16 protein-coding genes are annotated in these 15,127 nt (G+C 55.2%); 10 read left to right on the top strand and 6 right to left on the bottom strand.

Annotation, left to right across the window (positions count from 1 at the left end; all coding sequences use genetic code 11):
* Positions 1-132: 132 nt before the first annotated feature.
* A complete protein-coding gene (locus AM329_RS04180; protein WP_003859927.1) occupies positions 133-477 on the top strand; it encodes a RidA family protein in 345 nt (114 codons plus the stop codon).
* Positions 478-482: 5 nt separating this feature from the next.
* Here AM329_RS04180 and AM329_RS04175 read toward each other — a convergent pair whose 3' ends face one another.
* Entirely contained in the window at positions 483-665 is a 183-nt protein-coding gene (locus AM329_RS04175; protein ID WP_003859925.1) for a YoaH family protein, read from the bottom strand.
* Between the two features lie 61 nt (positions 666-726).
* On the opposite strand from AM329_RS04175, the gene pabB reads away from it, so the two are divergent.
* The 4 genes from pabB to AM329_RS04155 all read left to right on the top strand — a co-directional run bounded on the left by pabB (position 727) and on the right by AM329_RS04155 (position 5,913).
* Positions 727-2,061, top strand: coding sequence for an aminodeoxychorismate synthase component 1 (gene pabB, locus AM329_RS04170; protein WP_003859923.1), 1,335 nt, complete (start codon positions 727-729; stop codon positions 2,059-2,061).
* Complete coding sequence (locus tag AM329_RS04165; protein WP_032609496.1) at positions 2,058-2,636, top strand: CoA pyrophosphatase; 579 nt, start codon at positions 2,058-2,060, stop codon at positions 2,634-2,636. The genes pabB and AM329_RS04165 overlap by 4 nt, the downstream gene beginning before the upstream one ends.
* 184 nt (positions 2,637-2,820) lie before the next feature.
* A complete protein-coding gene (gene sdaA, locus AM329_RS04160; RefSeq protein ID WP_003859920.1) occupies positions 2,821-4,185 on the top strand; it encodes an L-serine ammonia-lyase in 1,365 nt (454 codons plus the stop codon).
* A 129-nt stretch (positions 4,186-4,314) separates the two neighbouring features.
* Positions 4,315-5,913 carry an EAL domain-containing protein gene (locus AM329_RS04155; RefSeq protein WP_032609498.1) on the top strand — a complete coding sequence of 533 codons (1,599 nt, stop codon included), beginning with the start codon at positions 4,315-4,317 and terminating at the stop codon, positions 5,911-5,913.
* 6 nt (positions 5,914-5,919) lie between these two features.
* Here the strand turns inward: AM329_RS04155 and yoaE are convergent, their stop codons facing one another.
* A complete protein-coding gene (gene yoaE / locus AM329_RS04150; RefSeq protein WP_003859916.1) occupies positions 5,920-7,479 on the bottom strand; it encodes a CNNM family cation transport protein YoaE in 1,560 nt (519 codons plus the stop codon).
* Positions 7,467-7,625, bottom strand: a complete 159-nt coding sequence (locus AM329_RS26305; protein ID WP_370883315.1) for a hypothetical protein — start codon at positions 7,623-7,625, stop codon at positions 7,467-7,469. The genes yoaE and AM329_RS26305 overlap by 13 nt, the downstream gene beginning before the upstream one ends.
* A 317-nt stretch (positions 7,626-7,942) precedes the next feature.
* Here AM329_RS26305 and manX point away from each other — a divergent pair, with 317 nt between their 5' ends.
* The 5 genes from manX to mntP all read left to right on the top strand — a co-directional run bounded on the left by manX (position 7,943) and on the right by mntP (position 12,098).
* Entirely contained in the window at positions 7,943-8,905 is a 963-nt protein-coding gene (gene manX / locus AM329_RS04140; protein WP_032609499.1) for a PTS mannose transporter subunit IIAB, read from the top strand.
* Positions 8,906-8,952: 47 nt separating this feature from the next.
* Complete coding sequence (gene manY / locus AM329_RS04135) at positions 8,953-9,753, top strand: PTS mannose transporter subunit IIC (RefSeq protein ID WP_003859914.1); 801 nt, start codon at positions 8,953-8,955, stop codon at positions 9,751-9,753.
* Positions 9,754-9,765: 12 nt separating this feature from the next.
* Positions 9,766-10,617 (top strand): PTS mannose transporter subunit IID, encoded by an 852-nt coding sequence (locus AM329_RS04130; protein ID WP_006810994.1) that lies wholly within the window; start codon positions 9,766-9,768, stop codon positions 10,615-10,617.
* A 54-nt stretch (positions 10,618-10,671) separates the two neighbouring features.
* On the top strand, positions 10,672-11,130 hold the full coding sequence (locus tag AM329_RS04125; RefSeq protein ID WP_003859912.1) for a DUF986 family protein: 459 nt from the start codon (positions 10,672-10,674) through the stop codon (positions 11,128-11,130).
* Positions 11,131-11,531: 401 nt separating this feature from the next.
* Positions 11,532-12,098 (top strand): manganese efflux pump MntP, encoded by a 567-nt coding sequence (mntP, locus tag AM329_RS04120; RefSeq protein WP_032610243.1) that lies wholly within the window; start codon positions 11,532-11,534, stop codon positions 12,096-12,098.
* On the opposite strand, the gene rlmA is transcribed toward mntP, so the two are convergent.
* From rlmA to cspE, 3 genes are all read right to left on the bottom strand, one after another.
* Positions 12,095-12,910 (bottom strand): 23S rRNA (guanine(745)-N(1))-methyltransferase, encoded by an 816-nt coding sequence (gene rlmA, locus AM329_RS04115; protein ID WP_023314329.1) that lies wholly within the window; start codon positions 12,908-12,910, stop codon positions 12,095-12,097. The two genes, mntP and rlmA, sit on opposite strands and share 4 nt — an antisense overlap.
* A gap of 39 nt (positions 12,911-12,949) precedes the next feature.
* Positions 12,950-14,695 carry a peptidoglycan glycosyltransferase FtsI gene (gene ftsI, locus AM329_RS04110; RefSeq protein WP_003859909.1) on the bottom strand — a complete coding sequence of 582 codons (1,746 nt, stop codon included), beginning with the start codon at positions 14,693-14,695 and terminating at the stop codon, positions 12,950-12,952.
* A 216-nt stretch (positions 14,696-14,911) separates the two neighbouring features.
* Positions 14,912-15,121 (bottom strand): transcription antiterminator/RNA stability regulator CspE, encoded by a 210-nt coding sequence (gene cspE, locus AM329_RS04105; RefSeq protein WP_001062678.1) that lies wholly within the window; start codon positions 15,119-15,121, stop codon positions 14,912-14,914.
* Positions 15,122-15,127: the final 6 nt, after the last annotated feature.

Raw genomic sequence — 15,127 nt, 5'->3', positions numbered from 1 at the left:
GTGTTCTCTCACTGTATTTTTGCACAGGGATTATGTCAGCCCCTTCTCTCCGGTGCCACCCCAAATAGTGACGACGGCGGAACATTATGGCAGTCTTGCCGCCTGACGACGAAAGATAACGAGGATACGTTTATGACAATTACGCGCATTGATGCCGAAGCCCGCTGGTCTGATGTGGTGATCCACAACCAGACGCTGTACTACACCGGCGTCCCTGCCAATCTGGACGCCGACGCCTTCGAGCAGACCGCCAACACCCTGGCGCAGATCGACGCCGTACTGGAAAAACAGGGCAGCGACAAATCCCGCATTCTGGATGCGACGATTTTTCTGGCGAATAAAGACGATTTCGCGGCGATGAATAAAGCATGGGATGCGTGGGTGGTGGCGGGTCACGCGCCTGTACGCTGCACCGTACAGGCCACGCTGATGAAACCGGAATATAAGGTTGAGATCAAGATTATCGCGGCAGTGTAAGCCGGTTATTCTTCATCTTCATCCTCAAAGCGCGCCACGATCCGCTCGCCGGTATGGGTGGCGCGAAGTTCTTCCGCGACCTGGGAAATTGCCTGTCCGCTGCTCATCCCCTGGGACATCAGCTCCTGAATACGTTCAACGGCTTTCTGCTGTTGGTCATGGCTGAGAGAAGGTAAACCTGCAAACATCGTTAACTCCTGCTAAATTATTCGCGCTAATTATTTCACGCTGCCCGGTAGTATGCCATACATGAACATGCGCTTCCCCACTGTTATGACCTTGCCCTGGCGTGCTGACGCCGCGGAGTTCTGGTTTGCCCGTCTGAGCCACCTTCCTTTTGCCATGCTGCTGCACTCCGGCCATGCGGATCACCCCTACAGCCGCTTTGATATTCTGGTGGCCGACCCGGTTAAAACGCTGACGACCGATGCGCTGTCGCCAACGGACGATCCGCTGATGCGGCTTCAGAACGAGATCGATGCTCTGGGCTTAACTGCCACACCGGATCCGGATCTGCCTTTCCAGGGGGGCGCGCTGGGCCTGTTTGGTTACGATCTGGGTCGCCGTTTCGAAAAGCTGCCCGAGCATGCGCAGGCGGATATTTCCCTGCCGGATATGGCGGTGGGGCTGTATGACTGGGCGCTGATCGTGGATCACCGTAAGCAGACGGTTTCTCTGCTGAGCCACCGGGACGTACAGGCGCGTCTGGCCTGGCTTGAGGCGCAACGGCCCGCCGCCCCGGAACACTTTATGCTGACCTCCGGCTGGCGCTCGAACATGAGCGCGGAGGAATACGCGGAAAAATTCTCCCGTGTGCAGGCGTATCTTCACAGTGGCGACTGTTATCAGGTCAACCTTGCCCAGCGTTTCCAGGCGGCGTACAAGGGAGACGAATGGCAGGCGTTTACCCGCCTCAATGCCAGCAATAAGGCCCCGTTCAGTGCATTTTTACGCTTTGAACACGGCGCCATACTCAGCCTTTCGCCTGAGCGTTTTATCCACCTGGCTGACGGTATGATTCAGACCCGCCCAATAAAGGGCACACTGCCGCGCCTTGCCAACGCCGACGCCGACCGCCAGCAGGCGGAGACGCTGGCGGCCTCTCCCAAAGATCGTGCCGAAAACCTGATGATTGTCGATCTGATGCGCAATGATATTGGTCGCGTCGCCGAGCCGGGCAGCGTGCGCGTGCCGGAGCTGTTCGTCGTGGAGCCTTTCCCGGCGGTGCATCATCTGGTCAGCACCATCACCGCACGCCTGCCGGCCTCGCGAACCGCCTGCGATCTGCTCCGCGCCGCGTTTCCGGGCGGCTCCATCACCGGCGCGCCGAAGGTCCGGGCGATGGAGATCATCGACGAACTGGAACCACATCGCCGCAACGCCTGGTGCGGCAGCATCGGCTATGTGAGTCTGTGCGGCACCATGGATACCAGCATCACTATTCGCACCCTGACGGCGTGCGACGGTAACCTGTACTGTTCCGCAGGCGGTGGCATTGTGGCCGATAGCCAGGTCGAGGCGGAATATCAGGAAACCTTTGATAAAGTGAATCGTATCCTGAAACAACTGGAGAACTCACGGTGAAGAAAGACAACCTGACGCTGGATGATTTTCTGTCACGCTTTCAGCTTCTGCGGCCCCAGGTTAGCCGCGCCACGCTGAATCAACGTCAGGCGGCGGTGCTGATCCCGGTCGTGCGCCGTGAGCAGCCGGGTCTGTTGCTTACCCAGCGCTCACCGCATATGCGAAAACACGCCGGTCAGGTTGCGTTTCCGGGCGGCGCGGTGGACAGCACCGATGCATCCCTGATTGCCGCCGCACTGCGTGAAGCGCATGAGGAAGTGGCGATCCCCCCGGAGACAGTCGAGGTGATCGGCGTGCTGCCGCCAGTGGACAGCGTAACCGGTTTTCAGGTCACGCCGGTCGTTGGCATTATTCCGCCCGATCTTCAGTATCACGCCAACGTCGATGAAGTTTCAGCGGTGTTCGAAATGCCGCTGGAAGAGGCCCTTCGTCTGGGCCGCTATCACCCACTGGATATTCACCGCCGCGGACACGATCATCGGGTCTGGCTGTCGTGGTATCAGCATTATTTTGTCTGGGGCATGACGGCAGGCATCATTCGTGAGCTGGCCCTGCAAATCGGCCTGAAGCCTTGACTATACTTTACATTCCACCCTTTTCTGGCAGGTTTGCGATCGGCGTCGCGCTATTAGCAAAACCATCGTTAACCATTAGTTTAATTCATGTGAATAGTTAAGCCGAGGTTGGTGTTCCCTCTTACACTATGCGCAGTTATAACATCGTTACTGGAACCCCAGTAACCCTGTCAGGAGTGTGAAAGTGATTAGTATATTCGACATGTTCAAAGTGGGGATTGGTCCTTCCTCTTCCCACACTGTAGGGCCGATGAAGGCCGGTAAACAGTTCGTCGATGATCTGGTCGAAAAAGGATTACTGGAAAGCGTTACCCGTGTCGCCGTAGACGTTTACGGTTCACTGTCATTAACGGGTAAAGGCCACCACACCGATATCGCCATTATTATGGGTCTGGCAGGCAATATGCCGGACACTGTTGATATTGATGCCATTCCGGCATTTATCCGCGACGTGGAAACGCGCGGACGCTTACTGCTGGCTAACGGTCAGCACGAAGTGGACTTCCCGCAGGATGACGGGATGCGTTTTCGTAGCGACAACCTGCCGCTGCATGAAAACGGCATGACCATCCACGCCTGGAGCGGCGAAAAAGAGATCTACAGTAAAACCTACTACTCCATCGGCGGCGGCTTTATCGTTGACGAAGAACACTTTGGTAAAGAGAGCGCGGGCGACGTCAATGTGCCCTATCCGTTTAAATCGGCCACCGAGATGCTGGGCTACTGCAAAGAGACCGGTCTGTCCCTGTCCGGCATGGTGATGCAGAACGAACTGGCGCTGCACAGCAAGAAAGAGATCGAAGACTATTTTGCTAACGTGTGGCAAACCATGCGCGCCTGTATTGACCGCGGGATGAACACCGAGGGTGTTCTGCCTGGGCCTCTGCGCGTACCGCGTCGTGCCTCTGCGCTGCGCCGCATGCTGGTCACCACCGACAAGTTCTCCAATGACCCAATGAACGTGGTCGACTGGGTGAACATGTTTGCCCTCGCGGTTAACGAAGAGAACGCAGCGGGTGGTCGCGTGGTGACGGCGCCGACCAACGGCGCGTGCGGTATCGTTCCGGCGGTGCTGGCCTATTACGATCACTTTATTGAGCCCGTGACACCGGATATCTATATCCGTTATTTCCTCGCGGCAGGCGCTATCGGCGCGCTGTACAAAATGAATGCGTCCATCTCTGGTGCCGAAGTAGGCTGTCAGGGTGAAGTGGGCGTGGCCTGCTCTATGGCGGCAGCGGGTCTGGCGGAACTGTTGGGCGCCAGCCCTGAGCAGGTGTGCGTGGCGGCGGAAATCGGTATGGAGCACAACCTCGGTCTGACCTGTGACCCGGTTGCCGGTCAGGTGCAGGTGCCGTGCATTGAGCGTAACGCCATCGCCTCCGTCAAAGCGATCAACGCCTCGCGTATGGCGATGCGCCGTACCAGCGAGCCACGCGTGTCGCTGGATAAGGTTATTGAAACCATGTACGAAACCGGCAAGGACATGAACGCGAAGTACCGTGAGACCTCGCGCGGCGGTCTGGCCATTAAGGTGCAGTGCGACTAAGCCTTCCTTTCGCCCATCTGCAACGGATGGGCGAATTTTCCCCTCTCGTCTCGTCGCTTCACGTATTCCCCACTACACTGTCACTGTTGCGTCTGGCTTTTCTGGCCGGTGCTTAACAGGCGACCGTTCATGCAAACTGCACAAACGATCATTAAAGACTATCGCCGAAAACGCGTTATCGTCTGTGTCACGGTTGCGCTCGTTACGCTCGTCCTGACGCTGGGCATTCGCTTTATTTCACAGCGCAACATAAATCAGGATCGGATCCACGACTTTACCCAACACACCGTGCGTGCGCTTGATAAGGTGCTTCTCTCGTTAGAGGCCCAGCGTGAAACGCTACTTTCACTGGTTGGCATACCCTGTTCCGAAGCAAATCTGATCCTGCGAAAACAGGCGGCGATCCTCCAGACCGTACGCTCCATCGCCCTCATTCAAGACGGAATACTGTATTGCTCAAGCGTCTTTGGCAGCCGTAATGTGCTCGTCAGTGAGTTTGTGCCGGAGCTTCCAGTCAGTGAATCCAGGCTGCTGCTGTCGACTGACCGGTGGCTGGTAAAAGGCAGCCCGGTACTGATTCAGTGGTCTCCCGTTGCGGGCGACGGCAACGACGGGGTGATGGAGGTGGTGAATATCGATCTCATCACTAAAATGATTCTCGAGCCGCAGCGGCCGCAGATCACCGACGTTGTCCTGAGAGTAGGAGATAACTTCCTCCGCGACGGGCAACAGGTGACGACTACGCCGACCTTCGATGAAAACGCCTCCCTGCTGGAACAGTCGTCACAACATTACCCTTTCAGCGTCACGGTGAGCGGCCCCGGGCCTGGCGAAATGGCGTTAAAAAATCTGCCCACCCAGCTGCCGCTGGCGTTGATGCTCAGCTTACTGATGGGCTATATCGCCTGGCTCGCCACGGCGCGGCGAATCAGTTTCACCTGGGAAATCAACATGGGAATTGCGGCCCGGGAGTTTGAACTCTTCTGCCAGCCGCTGGTGAATGCCCGCACCCGGGAATGCGTCGGCGTCGAGATCCTCCTGCGCTGGAACAACCCGCGTCAGGGATGGATTTCGCCCGATGTCTTTATCCCTCTGGCCGAAGAACATAACCTGATTATTCCGCTTACCCGCTACGTCATCAGCGAAACGGTGCGGCAGATAGGCTATTTCCCTGCCTCGCGCGATTTCCATATCGGCATTAACGTGGCCGCCAGCCATTTTCGCCGCGCTGCGCTTATCCAGGATCTCAACCGCATCTGGTTTAACGCCAGCCCTGTTCAACAGTTGATCGTGGAGTTAACCGAACGCGATGCGTTGCTGGATGTGGATTACCGCATCGTGCGGGAGCTGCACCGCAAAGGGGTGAAACTTGCGATTGATGATTTTGGTACCGGCAACAGCTCACTTTCATGGCTAGAAAAACTGCATCCGGATGTGCTGAAAATTGATAAATCCTTCACCACCGCGATCGGCACCGACGCCGTGAACTCAACGGTAACAGATATTATTATTGCGCTTGGCCAGCGGCTGAATATTGAACTGGTTGCGGAAGGGGTGGAAACCGAGGAGCAGTCACGCTACCTGCGCCGTCACAGCGTACATATTTTGCAGGGGTACTTGTATGCGCGGCCAATGCCGCTGCGCGAGTTTCCGAAATGGCTGGCGGAAAGCCACTCTCCGCCAGCCCGTCACAACGGACACATCGTGCCCTTACTGCCGTTACGCTAGATAACGTTACTCTTCTTCGTCGTGCGCAGAGTGCTCTTTAACAATACGCACCATATCAACGCGATAGTCGTTGGCTTCGACGATGGTAATTTGCAGCGGCGGCAGCTCCAGCACATCACCGATACGCGGGATCTGCCCGTTAACGGAGATCACCAGCCCCGCCACGGTGGCAATGTCTTCATCATCATTGACCACGTTTTCGACGCCCAGCGTGTGCGAGAGCGCGTGCAGGTCGGTGGTGCCTTTCACCAGCCAGCCGTCACCGTCGGCAACGATTTCCGGGGTTTCATCCGCATCAGGGAATTCACCGGCAATGGCTTCCAGCACGTCCAACGGCGTCACCAGGCCCTGTACCACACCAAATTCGTTGGTGACGATAACAAAGCTCCCGCGAGCACGACGCAATACGCCCAGCAGGTTGATCGGATCCAGCGTTTCAGGCACCACGATTGCGGGCGACGCGGCCGCTACGGCCTCGACGTTAACGCCCTCTTCCAGCGCCACCAGCATCTCTTTCGCGCGTACCACACCGATGATCTCATCCAGCTCACCCCGGCAGACCGGGAACAGGCTGTGCGGCGAGGAGAGCAGCTGCTGACGAATTTCGTCGACGCTCAGGTTGGCGTCCACCCAGCTGATTTCGCCGCGCGGCGTCATAATACCGCGCAGGGAGCGGGAAGCCAGCGAAAGCACGCCATTGATCATGTAGCGTTCTTCTTCCACAAACGCGCCTTCCGGCACCGGAACCGGGTTGCGGTTCTCGTTATCAGCCTGCACGTTCACCTGACGACGCCCGCCCATCAGTCGCAGAATCGCATCTGCGGTACGGGCTCGCAGCGGCTGATTCGACTGCTGCTTAATAAAGTTACGGCGCGCAATCTGGTTAAACAGCTCGATCAGAATCGAGAAGCCAATCGCGGCGTACAGGTAGCCTTTCGGAATATGGAAGCCAAACCCTTCTGCCACCAGGCTCAGACCAATCATCAGCAGGAAGCTCAGACACAGCACAACGACCGTCGGATGCTGGTTGACGAAACGCGTCAGCGGTTTCGACGCCAGCAGCATTACCGCCATCGCAATCACCACCGCCGCCATCATCACCGGCAGATGGTTCACCATGCCGACCGCCGTAATCACCGCATCCAGTGAGAAGACCGCATCAAGCACCACAATCTGGAGAACAACCACCCAGAAGCTGGCATAACCCTTACCGTGGCCATCATCGTGCTGCCGGTTCTCCAGCCGTTCATGCAGCTCTGTTGTGGCTTTGAACAGCAGGAACAGTCCCCCTACCAGCATAATTAAATCGCGGCCGGAGAAGGTGAAATCCATGACGGTGAACAGGGGCTTCGTCAGGGTGACCATCCACGAGATAACAGACAGTAAGCCCAGACGCATGATCAGCGCCAGCGAGAGGCCGATCAGACGGGCTTTATCACGCTGTTTCGGCGGCAGTTTATCTGCGAGGATGGCGATAAACACCAGGTTATCAATACCGAGAACGATCTCCAGCACGACCAGCGTAAGCAAGCCTACCCAGATTGACGGGTCCATTAAGAATTCCATGACACGCTCCTGCTAAAGGAATGACAAAACGGTGCCCCGCTAATGTCGGGCATTTCAAAGGGAATGAGAGTCGATGCGTGGCGAAGATCGCCGGTGATTAAGGCGCGGAATGGCCTGGAAGATGACTGACGTCGGTGACGGTCCATATAGTGGGCTGTAGCCCTATACTCCTGAATAATTAAACGGACGCTAAACATATCAGAGACAATTGGTTTTTAGCAAAGATTTACGTTCCTTTGCAAACTTCTGTAACACACGCGGATTATCTTAGAGAAAAATCTGTAAGGCGTAGCTAAATTACGGATCTTCATCACATAAATTATTTTTTCACTATCTAAAATAATTCGCGGAAGTCTTAGTTTTTTTGAACTCTAACCCTTATCTGAATCGATTCGGTTCGCCAATACGATTCTCAGTACGCCTGCCTGGCAGACGTATAAATGATAATAAAAGGAGGTAGCAAGTGACCATTGCTATTGTCATAGGCACACATGGTTGGGCTGCGGAGCAGTTACTCAAAACGGCAGAAATGCTGTTGGGCGAGCAGGAAAACGTCGGCTGGATCGATTTCGTTCCCGGTGAAAATGCCGAGACGCTGATTGAAAAATACACTGCTCAGCTTGAGAAGCTGGATACCAGCAAAGGCGTGCTGTTTCTCGTGGATACATGGGGCGGCAGCCCGTTCAACGCTGCCAGCCGCATTGTCGTCGATAAAGAGCATTATGAAGTCGTCGCCGGGGTGAATATCCCGATGTTGGTGGAAACCTTCATGGCGCGTGACGACAACCCAGGCTTTGACGAGCTGGTGGCGCTGGCGGTGGAAACCGGTCGCGAAGGGGTGAAGGCGCTGAAAGCGCAGCCGGTCGAAAAACCTGCCCCTGCCCCTGCTGCACCAAAAGCCGTTGCACCGGCGAAGCCAATGGGTCCGAACGATTACATGGTTATCGGCCTTGCGCGTATTGATGACCGTCTGATCCACGGCCAGGTGGCGACGCGCTGGACCAAAGAGACCAACGTACAACGCATCATCGTGGTCAGTGACGAAGTGGCCGCCGACACTGTCCGTAAAACCCTTCTTACCCAGGTTGCACCGCCGGGCGTCACCGCGCACGTCGTGGATGTCGCCAAAATGATCCGCGTTTACAACAACCCGAAATATGCGGGTGAGCGCGTGATGCTTCTCTTCACCAACCCGACAGACGTCGAACGCATTGTTGAAGGCGGCGTGAAAATCACCTCCGTTAATATTGGCGGTATGGCTTTCCGTCAGGGCAAAACGCAGGTCAACAACGCGATTTCAGTGGATGCGAAAGATATCGAGGCCTTCAACAAGCTGAATGCACGCGGTATCGAGCTGGAAGCCCGTAAGGTTTCCACGGATCAGAAACTGAAAATGATGGATTTGATCGGCAAAGTGGGGAAATAAGCCCGGGCCGGTTTTTCATATAGAGCTTATGTAATAGGAGAAGTGCAATGGAGATTACTACTCTTCAGATTGTGCTGGTGTTCATCGTCGCGTGTATTGCGGGTATGGAGTCCGTACTTGATGAATTTCAGTTCCACCGCCCTCTGGTGGCCTGTACGTTGATTGGTGCCGTTCTCGGTGACATGAAAACCGGTATCATCATCGGTGGTACCCTGGAAATGATCGCCCTCGGCTGGATGAACATCGGTGCGGCAGTTGCGCCAGATGCCGCGCTGGCGTCCATTATTTCGACCGTTCTGGTTATCGCCGGTCATCAGAGTATCGGTGCCGGTATCGCGCTGGCCATCCCGCTGGCCGCAGCGGGTCAGGTGCTGACCATTATCGTCCGTACTATTACCGTGGCCTTCCAGCACGCGGCGGATAAGGCGGCCGAAAACGGCAACCTCACCGCGCTCTCCTGGATCCACGTTTCTTCCCTGTTCCTGCAAGCGATGCGTATCGCGATCCCTGCGGTTATCGTGGCGATTTCTGTCGGTACCAGCGAAGTTCAGGGCATGCTGAATGCGATCCCTGAAGTGGTCACCAGCGGTCTGAATATCGCCGGGGGTATGATCGTGGTGGTCGGTTATGCGATGGTCATCAACATGATGCGCGCGGGCTACCTGATGCCATTCTTTTACCTCGGCTTCGTTACCGCTGCGTTCACCAACTTCAACCTGGTTGCGCTGGGTGTGATTGGTGCGGTGATGGCGATTCTTTATATCCAGCTCAGCCCGAAATACAACCGTGTCGCGGGTGCCCCTGCGCAGGCTGCTGGTAACAACGATCTCGATAACGAACTGGACTAACAGGTGAGCGAAATGGTTGATATGACAAAAACTACCACTGAGAAAAAACTCACTCCGGGTGATATTCGTGGCGTGTTCATCCGTTCTAACCTGTTTCAGGGTTCATGGAACTTCGAACGTATGCAGGCGCTCGGCTTCTGCTTCTCCATGGTGCCGGCCATCAAACGCCTGTATCCGGAAAACAACGAAGCACGCCGTCAGGCAATTAAGCGTCATCTGGAATTCTTCAACACCCATCCTTATGTTGCGGCGCCGGTTCTGGGCGTGACGCTGGCGATGGAAGAGCAGCGTGCGAACGGGGCTGAAATCGACGATGGTGCCATCAACGGTATCAAAGTTGGTCTGATGGGGCCGCTGGCAGGCGTGGGCGACCCGATTTTCTGGGGTACCGTGCGTCCGGTCTTTGCGGCGCTGGGCGCCGGGATCGCCATGAGCGGCAGCCTGCTCGGTCCTCTGCTGTTCTTCATCCTGTTCAACGCGGTGCGTCTGCTGACCCGTTACTACGGCGTGGCGTACGGCTATCGTAAAGGTGTGGATATCGTTAAGGATATGGGCGGCGGCTTCCTGCAAAAACTGACTGAGGGGGCGTCAATTCTCGGCCTGTTTGTAATGGGGGCGCTGGTTAACAAGTGGACGCACGTAAACATCCCGCTGGTGGTATCAACGATCACCGGTCAGGATGGTCAGACGCGCGTTACCACCGTGCAGACCATTCTGGACCAGCTGATGCCGGGCCTGGTACCGCTGCTGTTAACCTTCGCCTGTATGTGGCTGCTGCGTAAGAAAGTGAACCCGCTTTGGATCATCGTTGGCTTCTTCGTCATCGGTATCGCGGGCTACGCTGTCGGCCTGCTGGGTCTGTAATAAAATGCGTTACTGATCGGGGGCTTGCCCCCGGTCTTTTTATCTGGAGGATGAATGACTGTCACGGACACCGTACTGGTTTTATTTATTGTTGCCCTTCTGGCTTACGCGATCTATGACGAGTTTATTATGCCTCGCCGCCACGGCGAGACGCTGCTGACCCTTCCCCTCTTACGCCGTGGACGCATTGATGCGTTTATCTTCGCCGGTCTGGTAGTCATCCTCATTTACAATAATGTGACCAGCCACGGCGCAATATTAACCACATGGTTATTATGTGCGCTGGCATTAATGGCGATTTACCTGTTCTGGATCCGCTCGCCAAAACTCATTTTTAAAAAACACGGATTCTTCTTCGCCAATGTCTGGATAGAATATAACCGTATTAAAGAGATGAATTTATCCGAAGACGGGGTTCTGGTGATGCAATTAGAACAACGCCGCCTGCTCATCCGGGTCAGAAATATTGATGACCTGGAAAAGATATACAAATTACTTGTTAAAACTCAATGATTTATCATTATAGCATCGGCTATATATTGCATTATTCTTGAACCAGCAATATAGCCGGTGCTATATCTCCTCTGTTAATTGACTTATATTTATTAACGATATTTTCACGCATAAATCTAAATGAAAATCGTTATCAACATAGTGGCTATATAAAGCCATCTTCGTTGTTGTTTTATATTCTCAAAATATGTTAAGGTTGCGCCCGTCGTTGGGGAGTAGCCGATTTCCTGCCTGCGGGAAATGTACGTGTCAACATACTCGTTGAAAAACGTGGCGCGTACGGATCGTTTTTAAGCACAATTACTGTGCCAGAAGCGATCAGGCGAGACCATAGATACATCAACTGCTGTTTACTGGGGGCAGTGATGTGTCATATGGATATCCCCGGTCTGGACGCTCTTATGAATATCTCCGCTACGATCCTTCTGGCTTTTGGCATGTCCATGGACGCATTTGCCGCCTCTATCGGCAAAGGTGCCACTCTCCATAAACCTAAATTTTCCGAAGCCCTGCGTACCGGTCTCATCTTTGGCGCTATCGAAACGCTGACGCCGCTTATCGGCTGGGGACTGGGGATGCTCGCCAGCCAGTTTGTGCTGGAGTGGAATCACTGGATTGCTTTCGTGCTGCTGGTGTTCCTCGGCGGACGTATGGTGATTGAAGGTTTTCGTGGCAACGGCGATGAAGATGATGCGCCGCTGCAACGCCACGGCTTCTGGCTTCTGGTGACAACCGCCATCGCAACCAGCCTGGATGCAATGGCCGTGGGTGTCGGTCTGGCGTTTATGCAGGTCAATATTATCGCCACCGCGCTGGCGATTGGCTGCGCCACGCTGATCATGTCAACGCTGGGGATGATGGTGGGTCGGTTCATTGGCCCGCTGTTAGGCAAACGCGCCGAAATTCTGGGCGGTATCGTGTTGATCGGGATTGGTGCCCAAATCCTTTGGGCACACTTCGCGGGTTAACCTTCGCGCTGCCAGCAATGGATGCTGAAATCCGTCTGGCAGCGAAATTCTGTCTGCGCTGCCAGCGTTTCCCACACCTCTGGTTTTGCCCGCCACGCAAACGGCGTCATTTGCAGTAACGCCACCGCTTCACTTCCCTGCAACGTCATTTCATACGCTACCGACTGCGCCTGCTTTAACGCAAAGCCCGCCAGCTGTTCAGAGTGCGGCGCATGCAGGTGAACTTCATCATAGATCAGCCCTTTTAGCTCCAACAGATGACGCGGCCCTGGCGTAACGGTGATAACCCAGCCGCCGGGCTTAACGACGCGCGCCAGCTCCTCTGCCTTGCACGGCGCATAGATACGCACCACGGCGTCCATACTCGCTTTTTCAAACGGCAGGCGGTGGCTGGAGGCCACGCAGAACGTTACCGCTGAGTAGCGTTTGGCTGCCGCACGGATTGCCACTTTAGATACGTCCAGCCCGTAAGTTTCGGCGCCCTTCTCAGCCGCTACGTCAGCAAACGTGGCGGTGTAGTAGCCTTCGCCGCAGCCGATATCCAGCATGGCGGATGCGCCTTCTGTCAGATATTCACGGAGTATGGCGACAACGGCATCCCTGAGCGGTTGATAATGCCCGGCATCGAGAAACGCCCGGCGCGCCTGCATCATCTCCGCGCTGTCACCCGGGTCCCGGGAGCGCTTGTGCTGTACCGGCAGAAGATTTACATAGCCCTCTTTCGCCCGGTCAAACTGATGTCCCTGTGGACAGATAAACGTTTTCTCCGCGCGCGTCAGCGGCGCGTGGCAAAGGGGACAACTGAAAGACATGACAGCTCCAGGGCGTAAACCAAAAGGCGAAGTGTACCGCTATTCGCCAGGGTTATAAACGGCTGGGTGATGCATCACGATCAGATGGTCAGAATCTGCCGGCAGCCCGTCAGGCTTTACGTTTTCCAGACGCAGAACGTTCCCCATAATTTCGCTGAAAACGGGCGCGGAAACGGCCCCGCCGTAATAGGCACCGTTTTGCGGATCGTTAATCACCACCACCAGCGCAAAACGGGGATCGCTGGCAGGCGCAACGCCTGCGGTATAGGCGACGTATTTATCCACATACTTACCGTGTTCATCGATTTTTTTGGCCGTCCCGGTTTTTATCGCCACGCGATAGTTACGCACCGCCGCTTTGATTCCACCACCGCCGGGTAATGCGACGCTCTCCATCATGTGCTCCACCTCGTGAACAATTTCCTCGGGCATCACCCGCTTGCCAATCACCGGCGGATCGATTCGGGTGATGGACAGAGGCCGTTCAATGCCATAGCTGCCGATGGTGGCATACACATGCGCCAGCTGGAGGGGGGTTACCATCAGGCCATATCCAAAGGCAAAGGTCGCCCGGTCTAACTGGCTCCAGAATTTCCGCTGCGGCAGTAAACCTGCGCTTTCTCCCGTTAAGCCAAGCCCGGTACTCTCGCCAAAGCCAAAGTGTTTATAGGTATCCAGTAACCGTTGCACAGGCATCGCCAGCGAAAGACGGGACACGCCCGTGTCACTGGATTTTTGCAGGATGCCGGTCATCGTCAGCTCGGGATAGTAGCCCACATCGCGGATACGATGGCCATCAATGGTGTAGGGATGCGTGTCTATGACGCTGTCAGGCTGTACCAGCCCCTGCTGTAGCGCCGTCATCAGCACCAGAGGCTTAACGGTAGAGCCAGGTTCAAAGGTGTCGCTGATCGCGCGATTGCGAAAATCATCCAGCGTTGCCCCTTCCCGGTTGTTGGGGTTGAAGTCGGGGAAGCTCGCCATTGCCAGAATTTCGCCCGTCTGGATATTAATTAGCACCGACGCGCCTGACTCAGCTTTGTTCCACGCCACGGCATTATCCAGCGCGTCTTCGGTGATAGTTTGCAGGCGTTCATCGATACTAAGCTGGATATTATGTGCAGGTACGGGAGCCACCTCCGTGAGGTTCTCCACCACATGTCCGTAGCGATCTTTCCTGACCAGCCGCACGCCTGCCTTCCCGGTAAGCTGCGTGTTGAAGCTTTTCTCGACACCCTCAATGCCCTGACCATCAATATTGGTGAAGCCAATCAGGTTCGCCGCCACGTGCCCGGCAGGATAAAAGCGGCGGGACTCATCGCGAAGGTTGATACCCGGAAGACGCAGCTTATCGATCCACTTTGCCTGGGAGGGATCAACCTGACGGGCAAGGTAAATAAATCGCCCGTGCGGGTTACTGTTGATTCGCGATGCGAGCGTGCTCAGAGAAAGGTGTAAGGCATTTGCCAGGGCCTGCCAGCGCGAATCATAACCGATCCCCCCTTTTTCAAGCACTGTTTTGGGATCGGCCCAGACGGCCTGGACAGGTACGCTCACCGCAAGGGGTCGTCCTTCACGGTCCACAATCATCCCCCGCGGGGCGTCTATCGCCACTTCGCGCAGGGAGCGCATATCCTCCTGCTTAACCAGATTATCCGGTTTGATAATTTGCAGCCACGCCACGCGGCCCAGCAAAAACGCAAGACTACAAAAGATAGCGAGACACAGAAGTGCAAAACGTGCCGGAGTAAAGTTTCCGGTGGTCGTTATTGTCTTTTTTTTCACCTTAACCCCAGGGCTGTTGATCAACGCCCTGATTTAACGGGAAAAGCGGATAAGAAGGCGGGAAAACAATGCTAATATTCTCGCGGGTTTGCAACAAGATAATAACAGCGGAGGATTACGTAATATTTTGAAAAATAAGCGAATAAAAAAGCCCCGCATCGGCGAGGCTTATGTCTGGGATCGAAGCGCTGAGCGCTTCAGTCAGCAGTGATTCGATCAGATAGCAGTTACGTTAACCGCAGCTGGGCCTTTCTGGCCATCCTGAATTTCGAACTCAACGTTCTGGCCTTCAGCCAGAGTTTTGAAGCCGTTACCCTGGATTGCAGAGAAGTGTACGAACACATCTTTGCTGCCGTCAGCAGGAGTAATGAAACCAAAACCTTTAGACTCGTTGAACCACTTAACTTGACCTTTAATCTTTGCCATTTGCAA

It is taken from the genome of Enterobacter cloacae complex sp. AR_0002 (assembly GCF_001922365.1).
In the GTDB taxonomy this organism is placed as follows: Bacteria; Pseudomonadota; Gammaproteobacteria; order Enterobacterales; family Enterobacteriaceae; genus Enterobacter; species Enterobacter hormaechei_C.
This window is presented reverse-complemented; position numbering and strand designations above follow the sequence as displayed.